Origin of the sequence: Paenibacillus sabinae T27, assembly GCF_000612505.1 — a bacterium.
GTDB lineage: Bacteria > Bacillota > Bacilli > Paenibacillales > Paenibacillaceae > Paenibacillus_AQ > Paenibacillus_AQ sabinae.
This window is the reverse complement of sequence record NZ_CP004078.1, coordinates 4,254,390-4,272,534: the sequence shown is the minus strand read 5'-3', so window position 1 is coordinate 4,272,534 and position 18,145 is coordinate 4,254,390. Positions and strand designations below refer to the sequence as shown.

Sequence of the window (18,145 nt, the reverse complement as noted above, 5' to 3'; positions counted from 1 at the left end):
AAACAGCAATCGGCTATATAAGAAAACCTCGATCGAGACTTTTGAGAGACCGCGTTCTATTAAATTCTGGTAAATCAATATTTTGCAGAAGAGCCCATGAGCTCTTCTGCAAAATATTCTTTTTTTAATATAAGAATTAATATTTCTACGAGAAACGTACTTGCGTCCTTCAAGGACGCCGTCAGGCGTTTCTTCTTGAAAATTGAAAATCCAGACGGCAGGCTATGCTGCGTAAAGCAGCAGTTATCGCTGTTTTTATATAACTTTGAAAAAAAACCGGGCAGAAACCGCTGCCTTTATTTTAATAATGAAATGGAGTGAAGTAGATGCAAAAATCTACAGAGAAAAGAAGAATGAGGGGGTATTCCCACTTCACGTTGCTGCTTAGTTTTTTACTCATCTTGACAAGCATATTTGGTACAATGCCGGTGCTTGCAGACACTTCAAGTTCAAGCAACGAAGCGGCCGCAACCTATGCCAGCGTCAACACTTCTGTTTATGAAGCAACCTATACTGCGACGGCGAGTTTTTCAGGAACAAAAACGGTAACGGAATGGGATGTTAACGGGGATGGGCTGACGATCACTATTGCGTTAGGCGGTGGCTCCAGCTTTGCAGACAATGTTTCGGACTATAAGGATGCCATTATTGACGGGCTGACATTTTACGGAGAGTTGTTTAACAAAACGACGAACCAATACGATGTAATTCCCTTTGATACATTTATAACTAGCGCTTTAAATGCGTATGGAAGCTCTTATTTCCCGTTTCTTAATGTACAAGACGGTGTATCGGTAGACAATGTCACAGTCTATGACCGCTTTGTAGGACTGGACCCTAAGGGAGCAAGGAGTACTGCCTCAGTCACCGATGAATTGAAAGAACAATATCCCGGTGTGAAAAAGGGCATCATTAACGCTCTGAAGGCTGGAGCAACCGTCAGTGTCGACAGCAACGGGAATCTGGTAATCCGGTGCACAGAGGATGCGGCAAATGGTTATTTTTCCACCTTTACGAATTCGGTACCTGTAGTGAATGGGGGTATCCAGATTGCGAATTGCGATATTCTGCTGTCTGCCGAACTTCCTGCAGGGGTGGTTAATGGTGTAAATGATGTTGTTACAGTGGATGGCTATTTCACAATAGAGGAGATGAAATTGCATCCGGAGATTTGGGAATATGTTGATGCGAGCCGCGCGAACGAAGCGGGTGTATATTCCTTCAATAGCCGCATAGATGGTAATGATAGTAATACTTCATCCCCTTATCCCTACAGTACCACCTATTATATTAAAAAAGTAGAAGGAAATGAACTTACTGAAGAGGACATCCGCAATGGCGGAACAATGGGACCAAACGGAACAGGGAGCAAGCTGATCAAGATTGTGGTTGATACCCGTACGGGTCCCACCCAGTGGGCCAGCGCCAAGAATATGAGCACCTTCTTTACTAATATTTTCCGCACCAATAAGGATGCTACCGGCTACAGCGGCGGAAGCTCTAACACCTATACGCCTCAGGATGACCCGGAATGGTTGAAGGTGGAGGATCAGATCACAAGCGGAGGGCTGGATCCAGCGAATCCCTATTATGTGGGCACCAACAAATACGTCATCAACTACAGCGGTGACCACAGAGCCGATCAAATAAATCCGGCACCCATGTGGATCTATTATGAACTGCCCAAGACGTCAGACTTCGATATTTCTTCCAATATGCCTGTTTATGTGAATTTAATAGCCGGTTTTTTCGGAGGCTCCGGACAGTCGACTAACGAAAACGGACAGCCGATATTAGGGATGGATGGAAGATTCTCCTTTACCATTAAAGCAGACGGTCCAAAATCAACGGTATCAACAATTTCTTCAAGCAGCTACACCATCAATACGGCGGCGGGAACGATCACCAATGTGCCGTATAATACCTCGAAAGCGACATTTCTTGGGAATCTGGCCAAGGGGGAAAGCCATCAAACGTGGGATACAGACAATCTGCATGATCCTGTAACCACAGGGGATACCTTGGTTGTAACTGCCCAGGACGGCACAACAAAAGCTGCTTACACCATAACGCTTAATATCTTACCCAGTACTGTAACAACAATCTCTTCAAGCAGCTACACCGTCAATACGGCGGCGGGAACGATCACCAATGTGCCGTATAATACCTCGAAAGCGACATTTCTTGGGAATCTGACCAAGAGGGAAAGCGATCAAACGTGGGACACGGCAAATGTGCATGACCCAGTCGTAACAGGGGATACCCTTGTTGTAACGGCACAGGATGGCACAACAAAAGCAAATTATACCATAACGGTTAATACCATAGCGGTAAAGAAGAAAGCGCCTGATTTTACTGCAGATAATACTGACAATTATGTCGGAAAGACAATAGATTTAACGTTTGCCGATGATGCCGCCTACAGGGCAGCGATTACAAGCATCAGTGTGAACGGAACCATTCTCACGGCTGACAGGTATACAATCAGCGAAGGGAAAATCAGTTTGAACGGCAGCCTCTTCACCAGTACCAATGACTATACCATTGTGGTCAAAGCTCAGGACTATAAGGATGTGACGGTAGTTCAGAGTATCAGATCACTTGTTACGGCCAGTTTTTCAGGAGCAAACACGGTAACAGAATGGGATATTAACGGGGATGGGCTGACGATCACTATTGCGTTAAGCAATGGATACAGCTTTGCAGACAATGTCTCAGCATATAAAGATGCTATTATCGACGGTTTGATATTCAACGGTGTGAAGTTCGACAAATCGAAAAACGATTACGATGTGGTTTCATATGATACGTTTATTACGAGTGTATTGAATGCATACAGCAGCGCATACTTTCCATATGTTGACAAAACCAATGACATTACGGCATATGACCGCTTTGTAGGATTGGATCCCAAGGGAGCAAGCAGTATTGCCTCAGTCAACGACGCATTGAAGAAACAATATCCCGGTGTGAAAAAGGGCATCATTAACGCCCTGAAAGCTGGAGCAACTGTCAGTGTCGACAGTAACGGGAATCTGGTAATCCGGTGCACAAAGGATGCAGCAAACGGCTATTTCTCCACCTTTACGAATTCGGTACCTGTAGTGAACGGGGGCTTCCAGATTGCGAACTGCGATATTCTGCTGTCTGCGAATCTTCCTGCAGGCGTGGTCAAAGGGGTAAATGATGTCGTTAGTGTCGACAGCTATTTCACAATTCAGGAGGTGAAGTTGCATCCAGAGATTTGGGAATATGTCGATGCGAGCCGCGCAAACGAAGCGGGCGTATTTTCCTTTAATAGCCGCATCAATAGTTATGATAAAAATACTTCATCGCTATATCCCTATAGTTCCACCTATTATGTTAAAAAGGTAGAAGGAAATGAACTGACCGAAGAGGACATCCGCGATGGCGGAACAATGGGGCCAAACAGCACAGGGAACAAGCTGATCAAGATCGTGGTTGATACCCGTACGGGTCCAACGCAGTGGGCCAGCGCCAAGAACATGAGCACCTTCTTTACAAATCTCTTTCGTACAAGCAAGTATGCTACCGGCTACAGCGGCGGAAGCTCTACTACCTATACACCTGCGGATGGTCCGGAATGGTTGAAGGTGGAGAATCAGATCACGGCCGGAGGGCTCGATTCAGCGAATCCCTATAATCTATGCACCAACAAATATGTCATCAACTACAGCGGTGACAACAGAATGGATACTGTTGATCCGGCAGCCATGTGGATCTATTATGAACTGCCCAAGACGCCGGACTTCGATATTTCTTCCAACATGCCTGTTTATGTGAATTTAATTGCCGGGTTGTTTGGCGGTTCCGGACAGTCAACTAACGAAAACGGACAGCCGATATTGGGGATGGATGGGAGATATTCCTTCACCATTCAACAAGCAGGTCTAAGTTCAATAGCGAAAATCACATCGGATAAATATACCGTGAGTACTACAAGTGCGACGAGCGGAACCATAAAAAATGTACCTGTGAACACATCAAAAGAGACCTTCCTTAGTCATCTTGTCAAGGGAGAAAGCCATCAAACCTGGGACACAGGCAATGTGCATAACCCTGTTGCCACAGGGGATACCCTTGTTGTGACTGCCCAGAATCGGAAAACAAAAATGACCTATACGATCACTGTCGGCGCCGATTTGGGGAAGGATGGAATAATTACGGCTGAAGTACAGATTCTGGGTAAAGATTCAGGAATAGCAACTGCAGCAATAGATTTGGAATCAATCACTGCCGGATTCTCAAAGGTTCAGAGCAGCTTAGATGGGTCAAAGACAGTCCTTGTGGTCATTCCAAAGGTAGAAGGGATAAAATCCTATTTGATTACTCTTCCAGCCAGCGTTTTAACACAAAACACTTCTGAAAAGAAGGTAAAACTGAAAACAGAGTTTGCGACAGTCACCTTACCGGGTAACATGCTAGATAAAGCAAAAGGAGCGAATGCAAGGAACGTAACTTTAAGTATTTCCAAAGCAGATGTTTCAACGCTTACTGAAGAAGCCAGAACATACATAGGCGATAAGCCTGTTATTGAATTAGGACTGTCAGTGGATGGAAATTCAACTATCTGGAGCAATAATAACGCACCGGTTACCATTGCAGTGGAGTATACTCCGACTGCACAGGAATTGAATGATCCGGAGCATATTACCGTATTCTACATCGACGGGTCAGGAAGCTTAATCCCTGTACCGAGTGCAAAGTATGATGCAGCAACAGGTATGGTCATATTCAGCACCACCCATTTCAGCAAATATGCAGTTGCATCGGTATATAACACCTTCCGCGATATAGAAGATTATGGATGGGCAAAAAAGCAGATAGAAGTGCTCGCATCAAAAGGCATCATCTCAGGTAAAGGGGCAAAAACCTACTCACCGGCAGCAAACATTACAAGGGCTGACTTTATGATGCTGCTTGTCAAGACACTTGGACTTACAACTGATGTGAACGGCAACTTTGGGGATGTGAAAGAGGGAGATTATTACTATAATGCAGTAGGTATTGCTAAAAAGCTTGGTATAGCTACTGGATCAGGCAATAATTTGTTTAACCCTAAAGCTGCAATATCAAGGCAGGATATGATGGTACTTTCAGAAAAAGCCCTGAGAATGGTAAAGAAAATAAGCGCAACAGGTTCTTCCTCTGATCTGGGCAAATACAGTGATAAATCAGTGATTTCAGGGTATGCAGTAAATAGCATTGCAGCTCTGGTTAAGGAAGGTTTAATTGTTGGATCCAAAAGTAGAATTAATCCTGCAGGAAATACAACAAGAGCTGAAGCTGCAGTGTTTCTTTATAGGATTTATAACAAATAAACATTCATCATAAGTTTATAAGCCTCCCGAAGCTTCATCTAGCGCTGTGAGGCGTAATATAGATTGGACCTGCGTATATCTTAATAAGCCGAGAAGACTCCTTCCTTTATTTCGGGGCTACCGCCCCTTGGTTGTCAGATGTATAATCATCGAAAAAGCTCAGACGACAAACGCTCCAGCCTAAGATAAGAGCTATCTAAGGCTGGGGCGTTTCGTGAATAAGAACGTTAGAGGAAACCGGAGATTCCAATCAAATCAAAAGGAGCGATCTCAATAATGAACGTTCAACTGGTTCAATTGGATAACTTACCATCCGTATTGAAAATTTTCAAAAAAGTTAAAAAGGATTTAAAAAATCAGAATAATGATCAGTGGAAATGGATTTATCCAAATCGATCTAATTATAAGGCTGATATCAAGAATGGAACTATGCATGGAATTACAGATGGAAATGAATTAATAGCCGTAGTTTCGCTCGATGAAATGCAAAGCCAGCAATATCAAACATTAAATTGGAACGATCAAAAAGGAAAACCATACTGTATTCATCGGCTTGCAGTTAATCCGAGCCATCAAGGTAAAGGTTTAGGTAAGTTTTTATTACAATATATAGAGAATTTCGCAATCGAGAAGGGATATACAAGTGTACGAATTGATGTATATAAAATTAATGAAACGGCTCACACTTCGGGCCTTTTTGGCCCTCGGTCCGCCCGAGGTAATTCGAGGAAGCTAAGCTCAGGCGAACAACCCTCGAACCCTAACTGCGTCGCGGTCGGATTCTGAGGGGTCTTAAAGGTTCTCGGGTTCGTGAAATGCGGAAACGTTAGGCGAAACCGTCTAGACACTGAAGCAATAATTAAAGAAAAGGTGATTAAGATATATGAAAGCAGCGCAAAGAATTCGAAGAAGAGAAGACATCGCCTAACAACGTATTCACGCTGTGGGCCCTACGCTCCTTGGGCTAATAGATGCTAAGTCGGGGAAGTACATTTAAGCAGACAACCCTACGGGTTCGTGAATGCAACAACGTTAGAGGAAATCAATGTGCAAAAACAAATTGGAGGAAGATATAACATGAAGCAATTTAATATTAGTTTGTTTCTAAGCTCAGTAATTTTAGGTCTATCTTTTATTACAGGATGTTTATTAATACAAAAAGATTTTAATACCAAAAAGCCGATAGTAACAAATGAAATAACAAAAGAGTCTAAAGCGTTAATGAATATAAAGGAAACAGCTGAATATTTAAATCTAACTGAACAACAAGTCAAAACTATTATTGGATGGGAAAATTACATACTAAACGTTGCACATTCTTATGATGGGAAGATGTTTCCATATATTAAAATCGATAATGAGATATTTGTCAGCAGGGACGAGTTAAATGAATGGATAAAAGAATCAACATTACAAAGAAAGGAATTTAAAAAGGACTTTTGATGGTCTCAAGGAAACGTCGCACTTCAGCTAACAAAGCAATCACGCTGCGAGCTGGCAAAACCGCCTATTGGTCCGCCCGAGGAGAATGGAGGGGCGCGGGATCAGGCGGACACATCCGCACCGACTAACTGCCAAGCGCAGCCGGCTCCTGACGGAGCCTTAAGTCGGTGGGACGTCGTAAATACAAGAACGTTAGGCGAAATTGCGCACTAGTTTTAAAGCATAAAGAAAATAATAATTTGTGGGTGAACTCAATGGACTTGCGATTGAAATTTAATGAAGATGTAGTTAATTATGATAAATGGCGACCGACATATGTTGCGGAGTTGTTTAATGATATTATCCATTATTCGGGTCTAAACAGTACAAAAAATGCACTTGAAATAGGTATAGGGACAGGTCAAGCAACGTTACCAATTTTGAAAACAGGCTGTAAAGTAACGGCTGTTGAGCTTGGTGAAAAATTAGCTGAGTTTACAAAACAAAAGTTTTCACAATTTAGTAACTTTAAAGTGATTAATATTGATTTTGAAAGTTTTACTAATAATGACAATAAATACGATATGATATATTCTGCAACTGCTTTTCATTGGTTACCACAGGATATTGGTTTTACCAAAGTGCATAGTCTGTTAAAACACGGTGGTACAGTTGCATTATTTTGGAATCATCCAAGTGCTATTGGCAAAGATGGTACTATGCACACTGAAATTCAAAAAATATATAAAAAATACAAGCCTTTTGGCGACAAATCACCGAAAGAGTTTGATGAAAAAACTTGTCAGCAGTATGTAGATACTATGAGAAAATATGGCTTTTCTAATGTTATTACAAAAATTTACCGTCAAACACGGAAGCTACATGCAGAAGACTATATTTCGTTATTGAATACATACTCAGATCACAGATCCTTACAGATGGATGTTAAAAACGTATTAGAAAGTGAAATAGCAACTGTAATCGATAAGTTTGGCGGTATAATCAATATTTACGATACTATGGATTTATATTTAGGAAAGAAGTATTAACTAAGCATGACGTTATCTTATCAGAAATCAGCGCAAAAAATAAAAAAATGAAAGGAGCGTTTACTTGAAGCATTTATTAGTTTTTGTTCTTTTAGTAACAGCTTTATCTGGGTGCTTATCATTAACTAATAATGCGATTGATCAATTAATGAAGTCAGTTCCATTTCCCGAATCAACTCATTTACTTTACAGTACAAATGTTGATAATGGAAAAATAGCTTTAATAATAGATGAATCTGGATTTCGTACAGCATTCTACTCAAATAGAATAAATAATTGGAATATTACTGGAAATGCAGATGCAAATCCAAAAGATGGATTTTCATGGACGATGTTGAATGCACCCTATATACCGATTGTTATATTTGGGGGAGTAATTAATGATGACAATATTACTACGGTTTTAGTTAAGCAAAGAACATTATCAAAACAGGCTTACGTAATCAACCTAAATCAAGGACGTTATTGGTATGTTCTCTTTGATACTTTAGAACAACCTGAAATGAATGAATCGGATCCATTAAAGATTGAAGCGATAGAAAAAAATGGTGAGGTATTATGGAAGAACGGAATTTATGAGGATGGTTTTTTCAGCGGAAGAATAACAAAACAAAAATGATATTAAGTGTTAGGTAAATCAAGGAAGGCGCTAAAAACACTGTATTCACGCTGCGGTTGGCTACGCCGATCTTGGTCTGCCCGTTGAATTTCGGCGAAGTGAATTCATGCAGACAACCCTGCGAGGCTAAGTCTTCGAACCAGTCGCTGACGCTCTTTTAAGCCTCTTGGGTTCGTAAAATACAAGAACGTTTTCAGAAAGGTCAGCAAAGAAGATATAAAAACCAACAAACAAAAACCGAAAAAAATATCAGATGGGAGTAAATTCATGAGAGGCAAATTAATAAAATATTTGTTCGCTACGATATGTCTGGCAATAATGGCGGCATGTCAATCCAACAAAACAATTGATCAAGAAATCGAAAGAAAAAACCAAACTATAATAGGGAAACAGCTTAATACAAACCTAGAAACAATTATTACAAACAAGAAAGTTCAGATTTCAAGTAATCCAAATGATTATATAAAGGCAAATCAAGAGCAGTATGATGAAATAATAAAGACAGGAAATGATGGCTTAGAATATTTAGTCAAAGGACTTAAGCAGAGTAAAGACAACGGTTTGAAAGAATGGATAATGGCTAAAGCTTGTGAAGATATATTAAAGGAGAAAAAGCAAATAATAACAGGATGGAGTACGGGTAAGGAATGGCTTAACAAATATGAACAAATAAATAGATGATATAGTAATAGCGCCGGGGCGCGTCGTGAATACAACAACGTTATGTGAAACCCCTCAAAGACATATGAAAACAGTGAGTAGGTGAAACATTGAAGCAAGGAAAATTACTTTTCATATCAACTTTGATCGTTATGGTGTTAATATTTTTACCAGTTAGTAGATATGGAGCAAGTAACCTCTGGGGAATAATTAAACTACAAACAACCGATAAAGACATGATAAAGACAGATGAAAATCAAAATTATGCAACATTCATGGCAAAGAATATAAAGGGCAACGGATATGAAAATCTAAAGGATTATATGAAAGACAAAGGCTGGAAATACGAAGAACAAATAGGATCAGGATTCAAATTCATTAAAGACAATTACGAGACTACAGTCTCAACACAACAAATAACAAAAAACTATATACAAATCAAGATCAAGACAGAAGTAGACTGACAAGATTAAAGGCGACTTGGAGGCTTACTCGAAGAAGTGAGGAGCATCACATAACACCGTATTCCCGCTGCGGCTCTTACGGAGCCTTGGTCTGCCCGAGGCAATTCGGGGAAGCATATTCAGCAGACAAACCTGCACCGACTAACCGCGTCGCGGCCACCCCTAACGGGGCTTAAGTCGGTAAGGCGTCGTGAATACAACAACGTTATCGGAAACCTGTACAAAGAGTGATCATATAAGAAAGATGTGAAATTCAATGAATATAGATTCTTCAAGACGATCTTTAGTGATTATCCTTCACGAAATTTATGGCATTAATGATCATATTAATTTTTTCAGTGATGTGATGATTAAAGAAGGTTTTGATGTACTTACTCCTAATTTATTACACAGGGAATCATTTCCTTATGATCAAGAAGATATAGCATATCATTATTATATGAATGAAATTGGTTTCAATAAATCATTACATGAAGTTAAGCAACTGTTAAAAGTGAATAGAGAGAAGTATGATCAGATATACATTATTGGATTTAGTATAGGTGCAACAATTGCTTGGATGAGTAGTGAATTTGAGGTTAGTGGAATAATTGGGTATTATGGATCGAGAATTAGAAATCATGTAGAGAAGATAGAGCCTAGATGTCCAACCTTATTATTCTTTTCAAGTAATGAGAAGTCATTTAATGTATTAGATTTAGAAACAAAACTAAAGACTAAGAAGAAAACTGTAGTAGAAATTATTGAAGCTGAACATGGATTTATGAATCCTTTCTACAAAAACTATAAATCTAAAGAATATAGGGATTGTATAGAGATTAGCATTGATTTTCTTAAGCGAATCGAAGATGGCACAGGCATCTGATAACACCGTGTTCCCGCTGCGGGGCCTACGCCCCTTGGTCAACAAGAGGAATTTTGAGGAAGTGGATTCAGCCGACACACCTGCACCGACTAACCGCGCCGCGGCCGCCCCTAACGGGGCTTAAGTTGTTGAGGCGTCGGAACACAAGAACGTTATCTGAAACCTGGGCAAGACTATTTTGGGAGGGGTATCAAATGAAGCTTGAAGAACATTTTGAACCTTTTCCTGAACTAGCAACTAAGAGAGCAACTTTAAGGCCTATTGAATATTCAGATCTAAATGATATTGCTAGTTACTGTACTGTTCCAGAAGTTTCCCGTTATACAGTTTGGGATGTTCACAAAAGTATTGAGGATACCAAAGCATTTATTGATTTTGTGATAAATCGTTATGCTACACAGAAGGTTGGCCCATGGGGAATTGAACTCAAAGAGTCCGGACGAATAATTGGAAGCTGTAGTTTTGTTTCATGGGATAATAATAATCGCAGAGCTGAATTAGGATATGTGTTATCAAATCAGTATTGGAATCAAGGAATAATGACCGAGGTGATAAGAAGAATTATTGAGTTTGGATTTAAAGATCTTGAATTGATTAGAATAGAGGCTAGATGTCTGCCAAGTAACCTAGGTTCATCCAAAGTTATGGAGAAAACAGGAATGAAGTATGAAGGCATATTAAGAAGACATATTTGGGCTAAGAATGAGTTTCAAGATTTAGCAATGTATTCAATAATAAGAGATGATTTTGAGAGTGGATTCAGAGATAGCCCAGACATCTGATAACAATATATTCACGCTTCGGGCCATCCGGTCTTGGTCCAGTAGAAGAGATTACGCTGAACGTCAGAGCAACTGGACACATCGATCTTCCTAATATAGGAGCTATCTAAGGAAGATCGACGTCGTAAAAACTAAACGTTATGGGAAGGACTCGGAATCTTAATAATCATAGGAAGGACAATTAAAGATGGAACAAAAAAGACTTTTTCTTCTGGCTAGTTGTTTATTTTATCTTGTTTCTTTGACTTTTTTAATAAATGTAATATTTCAAAAAGAAAAAGTAGTCTGGATACCATTGTTTGTAATTTTTATAAGTCTAGGTTCACTTTATTTAAGTTTATATTCTAGAAAAAAGTAGATGAGTAAGTGGGGATTAGAGGAAGTTAAATCAGCTGTACACTGGATTTAGTATGTCAAATAACGCCATATTCCTGCTGCTTCTAAAGCTAACAAATCCAATAAATGATACAATAAAACGTTTGGAGGGATCAAATGTGAAATGGCAAGAAGTACAACAAATTTTCCCAAACCAATTCGTGAAGTTCGACATTCTTCATTCTAAAGAAAAAGATAATCAAGAAATTATAGATGATGTTTTAATGGGTTGATCAGCCTCTTTAAAAAACGTTTCGCGCCTCAAAAAAGAACCTTCATCTCCACTACATGGTGGGTTTGAAGGTTCTTTTGGTTACTCACGAACAACTCTATTTATCGATCTCTGCTGTCACCATGAGTACAGCTCTTCCTAATGTATGGCTTAGCATATTAAAACCTAAGAATGCAGGTGTACAGTTAGAGTCGACGCCAATATTCTCTACATCCAGAGCATGAACTACAAAAAAATAACGATGAGGACCGTGCCCTGCCGGGGGCGCTGCACCGATAAAGCGTGCGGCTCGCGCATCGTTAGGCAATTGCAAGGCACCCTGCGGTAAACCGTTACCTATCTCATCGCCTGCTCCAGTTGGTAGTTCTATTACATCCACCGGGATGTTAATGACCGCCCAGTGCCAAAAACCCGAGCCAGTCGGAGCATCCGGGTCATATACCGTTACAGCGAAACTCTTCGTCCCCTCCGGTGCATTCGCCCATTTCAAATGAGGAGAAAGATCTTTTCCGCCCTCCACTCCAAAAATTCCCGAATAATGTTCACGCGATAGAGGAAGGCCCTCTGAAATATCTTTACTCGTCACCTGAAAAGCTGCAACCTCCGGTAAACCTGCAAACGGATTGTTGCTCACTAAAATTCCTCCCTTTTTCGTTATGCGCCGTGCTATTCTGCAATGTGAGCCGTCAATCCGGTCTGTCCAACAGCGATATCGCTTGCGAGCACGTGTCTGTCCGGATAGTCTCCGCCGTTTTGACGCCGGAAGGGGATGGGTTCCTCATCGAAGAGATGTTCGAGACGTGAGCGCCAGGCTGTCTTCGCCACGTCTATGTCGGCTGCAGTCATGCGACCGGTCCCGTAAACCGCATGGATAGGCAGCACATCCATGCCGGGGTAGAAGAGCATGCCGTGAGTGACGTGGAATAGCAGCTGCTCCAGCGGTCCGTTGATGCCTCGCGGTGAATAGTCTTTCTCCGGCCCCCCGACGGCCACTGACAGCATTGCCCGCTTGCCCTTCAAGCCGCCATCGCCGTAGCGATAGCGATTACCTTCTCCATTGTAGCCATAACCGAAGCCATAAGCGTACACCCGTTCCACCCATCCCTTGAGAATAGCCGGCATGCTAAACCACCAAAGCGGAAACTGCAGTATCAACGCGTCGGCGGCAAGCAGCTTCTGTTGCTCGGATACAACGTCTGCGGTTTGTTGGCCAGTCGAATAGGCGTTACCCGACTCTGTTGTGAACGACAATCGGTCGGGATTAGCTCGGGTCGGGAAGTCGTGTTCATCGAACACGGCCTTCCAGTTCATGCCGTATAGGTCGGACAACATGACTTCGTGCCCTTGCTCCTGAAGTGTTTGCACAGCCGCCTCAACGAACTGGCTAGTTAACGAAGTGGGCTCGGGGTGCGCATAAACGATCAAAACCTTCTTTGACATGACTTCACTCTCCCTTTGTATTGGCTAACGACGCTTTATTAGGTGCCGTATGAGTGTTATAATAAAGTATATATTGGATTTAGAAAAGTACGCATAATTTTATTATATAGTATTAAAAATCAAACTATTGAAGGGATGAGGGCTTTGGGCGATCGAAAAAAGTACGACGTGAATCCGAGCATGACAGGTTGTCCTGTTAAAACAACTTTGGATGTTATCGGGGGGAAATGGAAAGCGATCATTCTATATCATCTTATAGATGGTCCTAAAAGATTCAATGAATTCCGGCGTCTCTATCCGGGAATGACGCAATTCATGCTTACCTTGCAGCTCCGCGAGCTTGAACGGGACGGTATTATTCACCGCGAAGTTTATAAACAGGTACCCCCTAAAGTGGAATACTCGCTGACTGAATTCGGGACAACGTTGAAGCCGATAATTCTGGCTATGTTAAATTGGGGGGAGACTTACCAAGTTAGGATTGATGATATAAGAGGTGAAACAGGAGAATGATGACTACAAACACCCGTCCAGAGATAGGCATAAACGGCGTCACGCTTGCTGATACATTTTTTTCAATATGAATTCCGGCTCAATCTAAAAATCAGTGGTTGATATCTTCAGCCAGATAAGCGATGCCGATTGCATTCGATTAAAATACCGGCCTTATAGCAAACGCGATTACGAGTAAAATAATGTCTCCGCTGATAGGCTTTAATGCGATTGTGGCGGCCTTCTACTGTTGCATTCGTCCACCGACAAGATGGTAATTAATGATTTCATTCTGCCAATTACACATCGTTTTCAAAATGCTTTGAACGGATTCATGATCGATGTGCTCGCCTTGCTGAAGCCAACGATGAAAGCCCTGAGTGGCTACCCGAACATTTGGAGAGTACCCATATCAGTGGGAAAAAGCTTCTTTCCATTCCCAAACCTTGCGCAGCAGAGGAGATAAGGCCAGCAGGACATTCAGCTGGATTTTGCTTTTTTCAGAAAGATGGTCTCATCTTTTGCCTAAGAGATTCAGATGCCGGATCTTTTTATTTTCAACCACTAATTTCGGTTTTGAGCCGGATTACTAGGACTAGATATATTAATAAAAGGCAAATTCAATATTGATTTATACAACCTTGAACTACTACGTCTGCAATGAAGATTGCAGATTTTTTTGTGGATTTTATCCGATAAGGATGGGTGATCTCATGGATGTGGTAAAAGGCATTTTGATAGCGAAATTCGAGGAGATCCAGAGAAGGGTAATATTGGTTTTAGAGCAGTTAAGCGATGAACAGGTCAATTGGCGGCCTAATGAATCTAGTAACAGCATAGCGAACTTAATAGTCCATATTAGTGGCAATATTAATGAAAGAGTTAGCAAAGGAATTAATAATAAAGATCTCACACGAAATCGAGATGAAGAATTTGAAGAACTTTATAGGACGAAACAAGAGTTGATTCAAATAACGAATGAATCGTTGCTCGAATTAATTCAAACGACAAAGAGCATGACAGAAGAAACATTTAAGAAAACACAATTGGAGCGAGACAGGGAAAGAACGAATTTGGATGTATTGATACAGTGTGCGACACACTTTTCAGAACATATGGGACAAGTGTTTTATATTGGGAAGATGATAAAGGACAGAGAGTATGTTACAACATCAGTTCCTAAGAAGAGAATCTAATAAGTATTCGAAGAGGGAAAAAACATCCGATAACACCGCATTCCCCCATCGGGCCTTACGGCCTTTTGTCGCCAAGGGGGACTTCGAGGAAATTAGGCGACACTCCGCGCAGTCGCGCCTGGTCGGGAGCTAGCTGGGATCTGGCTCTGAGCTTCCTTTTATGTGGTGGGTCGGGAACACAAGAACGCTGTCTGATATCATTGCAAATGTTTTTTAGAATGTGATTCCAGGTGGTGAGTGAAAATCAAAATTCGTATAATAGGGGCTTGTGGTAGCGGCAAGTCCTACATCGCAAGAGAACTTTCGGACAAGTATGGAATAAATCACTATGAAATGGACAATCTTGTATGGGATCGGAGCGCTGTGAATTTACGATTTCCAATAGAGGTAAGAGATTCAATGTTAGATGAAATCATACATAATGGAAATTGGATACTTGAAGGAGCTCATTATAAATGGGGACAGGAGAGTTTTAGGAAAGCTGACTTAATATTTATTCTTCAACCTAATAGATACATTCGTAATCTAAGAGTAATACAAAGATTTATAAAGACAAGAATGGGAATAGAACAATGCAATTACAAACAAACTGTAAAGAATTTATATCAAATGCTATTTATATATAATCGTGGATACGATCAGGAAGGTATGCAGCAGATACTAGAGATTACAAAAGAATATGAGGATAAGAGAATAATAACAAGGAACAAGCAAGAAATATTGGAACACATTGAAGAGTATTTGTTAGCTGACTCAAGAATGCAACGACATCACAAAACACAGCATTCACGCTGAGGGCTGACGCTCTAGGTCTGCAGAAGAGGTTTCGGCGGCACTTACTAGGTGAAAGATCTGACCCAAAAAAATATAATAATCGACTCAAACGCAATGTCCTGTTGCTTGATGCTAAACCGGATAGAATGGGGATTAAAATTGAAACGACGGGTAATTATAACAGTTGGTAAGACTCATAGTGGTAAAACCACTTTTGCAAGAGAGTTAGAACAACAATTAAAAAATTCAATAGTAATTGACCAAGATAACCATGCTGAATTCATAAATACTTACTATAAGTCATTACGTCCGGTACAAGGGTCAAATACCTTCAAATATATCCTCACAAATACAATAGTCGATTATGCTATACAAAAAACTGATCTGCATCTAATACTTTGTAATTCAAATCGCAATCGTATTGGTCGAGCGGAGCTGCTTAGTTATTTCCATAATAGAGGCTTTGAAAGCATATTAGTGTTTTTTGACCTGCCAGACGCTATCCTTCAAGACCGAGTGAGTAATAATCAGCGCAGTAAAACTATATTTCGTACAGCATCTAGTTTTACCGAAGTACTTAACAGACAAATAGCTGAATCACAAAATGAGAATATATCAGATCCTGAAGAAGGGGAGGCAAATTACTTATTTATAATTAAAGAATCAAACCAAGTTCAGTCTGTTATACAAAAAATAATAAATGTTTTTGGATATGCTTGTTATAAAGGAGATCGCTATGAGCGAATTGATGATTAGATGGGCGGATTATCAAGATTGGTTCCAACTAGGCTTGGTTAGTTCAGAATCGTATCGTGAGACTTATTCCGGCATTATCCCAGATACCTATTTAAATGCTTTTTCAATTGAAAAACGACAGATACACTATAAAAGAGCATTACTAGAAGATGCTAAAACTATTGCAATTCTTTTAGTAAATAATGAAGCTGCTGGCTATATAGGATTTGGAATGAATAAAGATGCTGACTTAGATAATACATATGGAGAGATTTATAACATTTATACGTTAAAGAGATATTGGGGGAATGGGTATGGAAAGAAGCTAATTTTTTGGGGGATTGATAGGCTGCAAGAAGCAGGATATTCTAATGTTTCCTTATGGGTCCTTAAAGAGAATACAAGTGCAAAGTGTTTTTATGAGCATTTGGGATTTATAAATGATGGATTAGAAAGAACAATTACAAGAGAAAAAGAGCTAATCCAATTGAGATATTCAAAGCGCCTTGATGAGAACAATTAAGAAAAACTGCAGAAGTTTTACTCGAATAAGTCATCTCCATCAGCACCGTATTCCCGCGGCGGATCGCAAGCGATTCTTAGTCTGCAAGAGGAAATTCGAGGAAGTGAGTTCAGCAGATATACATGTACCGACTAACCACATCGCGGCTGTCCTTATCGGGGCTTAAGTTAGTGAGGCGTCGGGAACACAACAACGTTATCAGAAATCCCCGAGTGAACATATTCAAATTAATAAAAAAGGAGTTTTCGATGAAGAAAATAATAATGATTAGTTACATTTTAACGACTATGTTGGTGGTACTAACATTATCCGCTTGTAGTAATGATAAAAAATTAAACTTAAGTTCAAATACAGCAAAGGAAGTAGAACAAATAGGCAATATAATCTCAGTTGAACGATATGAGAATGTAAAAGCGATTTATAAAAACGAGATAGACGATGATTTCATTTTGATAACAATCGATGGACAGGACAAGACGTTAGGAATGAAAGGAGATTTTGATCTAAAGGAATATGTGGAAGGTGAGCCGATCAAGATTAGTTATGAGATCACTACGAAGCAGGTAGTGGACGGATTTATTAAAAGACCTTATATAACTAGAATTGATAAGAACTAAAATAGAAGATTCAGCTACGAAGTCGGGGACAGTTATAACAAAGCACTCACGCTGCTGGCTAACGACTTGAGTCTGAGGACAAAGTTTCGAGAATGCAATTGGAAGGCAGACAACCCTGCGAGGCTAAGTCTTCGACCTGGCGCTGACGGGCTTTAAGCCTCTCGGGTTCGTGAATACCAGAACGTTAGACGAAATACCCGAAGATTTTGTGAACTTTATATGGGGGAAAGACAGTGAAGCTTAGAATACCAATTTTTATATTTGCACTGGGAGTTGTTTCTGGAATCGTTCAATTGATTAATAATAACTTTACATTATCAAAGACTGAATCATACATTGAAATCATTTTGTTTTTCTTGATCTTAGGTGTAGCAGTATCTACCTGCGAGCGAATAGGAATGAATGATAAGAGAGTCAATTTATATACCGGAATATCTCTAATTGCTGCTGGCATTAATATTGATTTATTTCTTCTTAGAGGCTTGTAAGAGAAAAGAGAAATAACAGAATAAGAGAATAAGGAAATAAGAGACATAAGGATCGATAAATACTGTTTTA

General features: G+C 40.2%; 18 protein-coding genes and 1 pseudogene. 16 read left to right on the top strand and 3 right to left on the bottom strand.

All coding sequences use genetic code 11. The annotated features are described in order from the left end of the window. The first annotated feature begins 326 nt into the window (after nt 1-326). The 9 genes from PSAB_RS24705 (at nt 327) to PSAB_RS19570 (ending at nt 11,203) form a co-directional block, all read left to right on the top strand. Nucleotides 327-5,342, top strand: coding sequence for an S-layer homology domain-containing protein (locus PSAB_RS24705; RefSeq protein ID WP_084266571.1), 5,016 nt, complete (start codon nt 327-329; stop codon nt 5,340-5,342). Between the two features lie 276 nt (nt 5,343-5,618). After that, the gene (locus PSAB_RS19605; RefSeq protein ID WP_025336284.1) at nt 5,619-6,128 is read left to right on the top strand and encodes a GNAT family N-acetyltransferase; all 510 of its coding nucleotides are present in this window, start codon (nt 5,619-5,621) and stop codon (nt 6,126-6,128) included. Between the two features lie 291 nt (nt 6,129-6,419). Further along, nucleotides 6,420-6,785, top strand: coding sequence for a MerR family transcriptional regulator (locus PSAB_RS19600; protein ID WP_025336283.1), 366 nt, complete (start codon nt 6,420-6,422; stop codon nt 6,783-6,785). Nucleotides 6,786-6,952: 167 nt separating this feature from the next. Further along, nucleotides 6,953-7,813, top strand: a complete 861-nt coding sequence (locus tag PSAB_RS19595) for a methyltransferase domain-containing protein (protein WP_226991732.1) — start codon at nt 6,953-6,955, stop codon at nt 7,811-7,813. A gap of 64 nt (nt 7,814-7,877) precedes the next feature. After that, complete coding sequence (locus PSAB_RS25565) at nt 7,878-8,432, top strand: hypothetical protein (RefSeq protein ID WP_144240550.1); 555 nt, start codon at nt 7,878-7,880, stop codon at nt 8,430-8,432. Between the two features lie 267 nt (nt 8,433-8,699). Continuing rightward, nucleotides 8,700-9,113 (top strand): hypothetical protein, encoded by a 414-nt coding sequence (locus tag PSAB_RS19585; RefSeq protein ID WP_025336280.1) that lies wholly within the window; start codon nt 8,700-8,702, stop codon nt 9,111-9,113. 89 nt (nt 9,114-9,202) lie between these two features. Then, on the top strand, nt 9,203-9,556 hold the full coding sequence (locus PSAB_RS19580) for a hypothetical protein (RefSeq protein WP_025336279.1): 354 nt from the start codon (nt 9,203-9,205) through the stop codon (nt 9,554-9,556). Nucleotides 9,557-9,812: 256 nt separating this feature from the next. After that, a complete protein-coding gene (locus PSAB_RS19575) occupies nt 9,813-10,421 on the top strand; it encodes a dienelactone hydrolase family protein (RefSeq protein ID WP_025336278.1) in 609 nt (202 codons plus the stop codon). Nucleotides 10,422-10,615: 194 nt separating this feature from the next. Further along, nucleotides 10,616-11,203: a GNAT family N-acetyltransferase gene (locus PSAB_RS19570; RefSeq protein WP_025336277.1), complete on the top strand. Its 588-nt coding sequence runs from the start codon at nt 10,616-10,618 to the stop codon at nt 11,201-11,203. 704 nt (nt 11,204-11,907) lie between these two features. Here PSAB_RS19570 and PSAB_RS19560 read toward each other — a convergent pair. Both PSAB_RS19560 and PSAB_RS19555 read right to left on the bottom strand, forming a co-directional pair. Further along, complete coding sequence (locus PSAB_RS19560) at nt 11,908-12,444, bottom strand: YbhB/YbcL family Raf kinase inhibitor-like protein (RefSeq protein WP_025336276.1); 537 nt, start codon at nt 12,442-12,444, stop codon at nt 11,908-11,910. 32 nt (nt 12,445-12,476) lie between these two features. Continuing rightward, the gene (locus tag PSAB_RS19555; RefSeq protein ID WP_038596123.1) at nt 12,477-13,250 is read right to left on the bottom strand and encodes an NAD(P)H-dependent oxidoreductase; all 774 of its coding nucleotides are present in this window, start codon (nt 13,248-13,250) and stop codon (nt 12,477-12,479) included. 180 nt (nt 13,251-13,430) lie between these two features. On the opposite strand from PSAB_RS19555, the gene PSAB_RS19550 reads away from it, so the two are divergent. After that, nucleotides 13,431-13,763, top strand: coding sequence for a winged helix-turn-helix transcriptional regulator (locus PSAB_RS19550; protein WP_144240627.1), 333 nt, complete (start codon nt 13,431-13,433; stop codon nt 13,761-13,763). A gap of 107 nt (nt 13,764-13,870) precedes the next feature. Here PSAB_RS19550 and PSAB_RS26600 read toward each other — a convergent pair. After that, nucleotides 13,871-14,256: pseudogene (locus PSAB_RS26600) on the bottom strand (ISL3 family transposase); the annotation flags it as partial. A gap of 199 nt (nt 14,257-14,455) precedes the next feature. On the opposite strand from PSAB_RS26600, the gene PSAB_RS19545 reads away from it, so the two are divergent. The 6 genes from PSAB_RS19545 to PSAB_RS19520 all read left to right on the top strand — a co-directional run bounded on the left by PSAB_RS19545 (nt 14,456) and on the right by PSAB_RS19520 (nt 18,075). Then, nucleotides 14,456-14,938: a DinB family protein gene (locus PSAB_RS19545; RefSeq protein WP_025336274.1), complete on the top strand. Its 483-nt coding sequence runs from the start codon at nt 14,456-14,458 to the stop codon at nt 14,936-14,938. Between the two features lie 399 nt (nt 14,939-15,337). Beyond that, nucleotides 15,338-15,733 carry a hypothetical protein gene (locus PSAB_RS19540; protein WP_226991731.1) on the top strand — a complete coding sequence of 132 codons (396 nt, stop codon included), beginning with the start codon at nt 15,338-15,340 and terminating at the stop codon, nt 15,731-15,733. A gap of 138 nt (nt 15,734-15,871) precedes the next feature. Beyond that, nucleotides 15,872-16,468, top strand: a complete 597-nt coding sequence (locus tag PSAB_RS19535) for an ATP-binding protein (protein WP_025336272.1) — start codon at nt 15,872-15,874, stop codon at nt 16,466-16,468. Next, complete coding sequence (locus tag PSAB_RS19530; protein ID WP_025336271.1) at nt 16,449-16,970, top strand: GNAT family N-acetyltransferase; 522 nt, start codon at nt 16,449-16,451, stop codon at nt 16,968-16,970. The genes PSAB_RS19535 and PSAB_RS19530 overlap by 20 nt, the downstream gene beginning before the upstream one ends. Before the next feature lie 248 nt (nt 16,971-17,218). Then, complete coding sequence (locus PSAB_RS19525) at nt 17,219-17,587, top strand: hypothetical protein (RefSeq protein ID WP_025336270.1); 369 nt, start codon at nt 17,219-17,221, stop codon at nt 17,585-17,587. Nucleotides 17,588-17,820: 233 nt separating this feature from the next. Next, nucleotides 17,821-18,075 (top strand): hypothetical protein, encoded by a 255-nt coding sequence (locus PSAB_RS19520; protein ID WP_025336269.1) that lies wholly within the window; start codon nt 17,821-17,823, stop codon nt 18,073-18,075. Nucleotides 18,076-18,145 lie beyond the last annotated feature (70 nt).

Coding starts and splice junctions, on each gene's coding strand:
- PSAB_RS24705 (WP_084266571.1), top strand. CDS start 327: ATGCAAAAATCTACAGAGAAAAGAAGAATGAGGGGGTATTCCCACTTC.
- PSAB_RS19605 (WP_025336284.1), top strand. CDS start 5,619: ATGAACGTTCAACTGGTTCAATTGGATAACTTACCATCCGTATTGAAA.
- PSAB_RS19600 (WP_025336283.1), top strand. CDS start 6,420: ATGAAGCAATTTAATATTAGTTTGTTTCTAAGCTCAGTAATTTTAGGT.
- PSAB_RS19585 (WP_025336280.1), top strand. CDS start 8,700: ATGAGAGGCAAATTAATAAAATATTTGTTCGCTACGATATGTCTGGCA.
- PSAB_RS19575 (WP_025336278.1), top strand. CDS start 9,813: ATGAATATAGATTCTTCAAGACGATCTTTAGTGATTATCCTTCACGAA.
- PSAB_RS19570 (WP_025336277.1), top strand. CDS start 10,616: ATGAAGCTTGAAGAACATTTTGAACCTTTTCCTGAACTAGCAACTAAG.
- PSAB_RS19555 (WP_038596123.1), bottom strand. CDS start 13,250: ATGTCAAAGAAGGTTTTGATCGTTTATGCGCACCCCGAGCCCACTTCG.
- PSAB_RS19550 (WP_144240627.1), top strand. CDS start 13,431: ATGACAGGTTGTCCTGTTAAAACAACTTTGGATGTTATCGGGGGGAAA.
- PSAB_RS19545 (WP_025336274.1), top strand. CDS start 14,456: ATGGATGTGGTAAAAGGCATTTTGATAGCGAAATTCGAGGAGATCCAG.
- PSAB_RS19540 (WP_226991731.1), top strand. CDS start 15,338: ATGTTAGATGAAATCATACATAATGGAAATTGGATACTTGAAGGAGCT.
- PSAB_RS19530 (WP_025336271.1), top strand. CDS start 16,449: ATGAGCGAATTGATGATTAGATGGGCGGATTATCAAGATTGGTTCCAA.
- PSAB_RS19525 (WP_025336270.1), top strand. CDS start 17,219: ATGAAGAAAATAATAATGATTAGTTACATTTTAACGACTATGTTGGTG.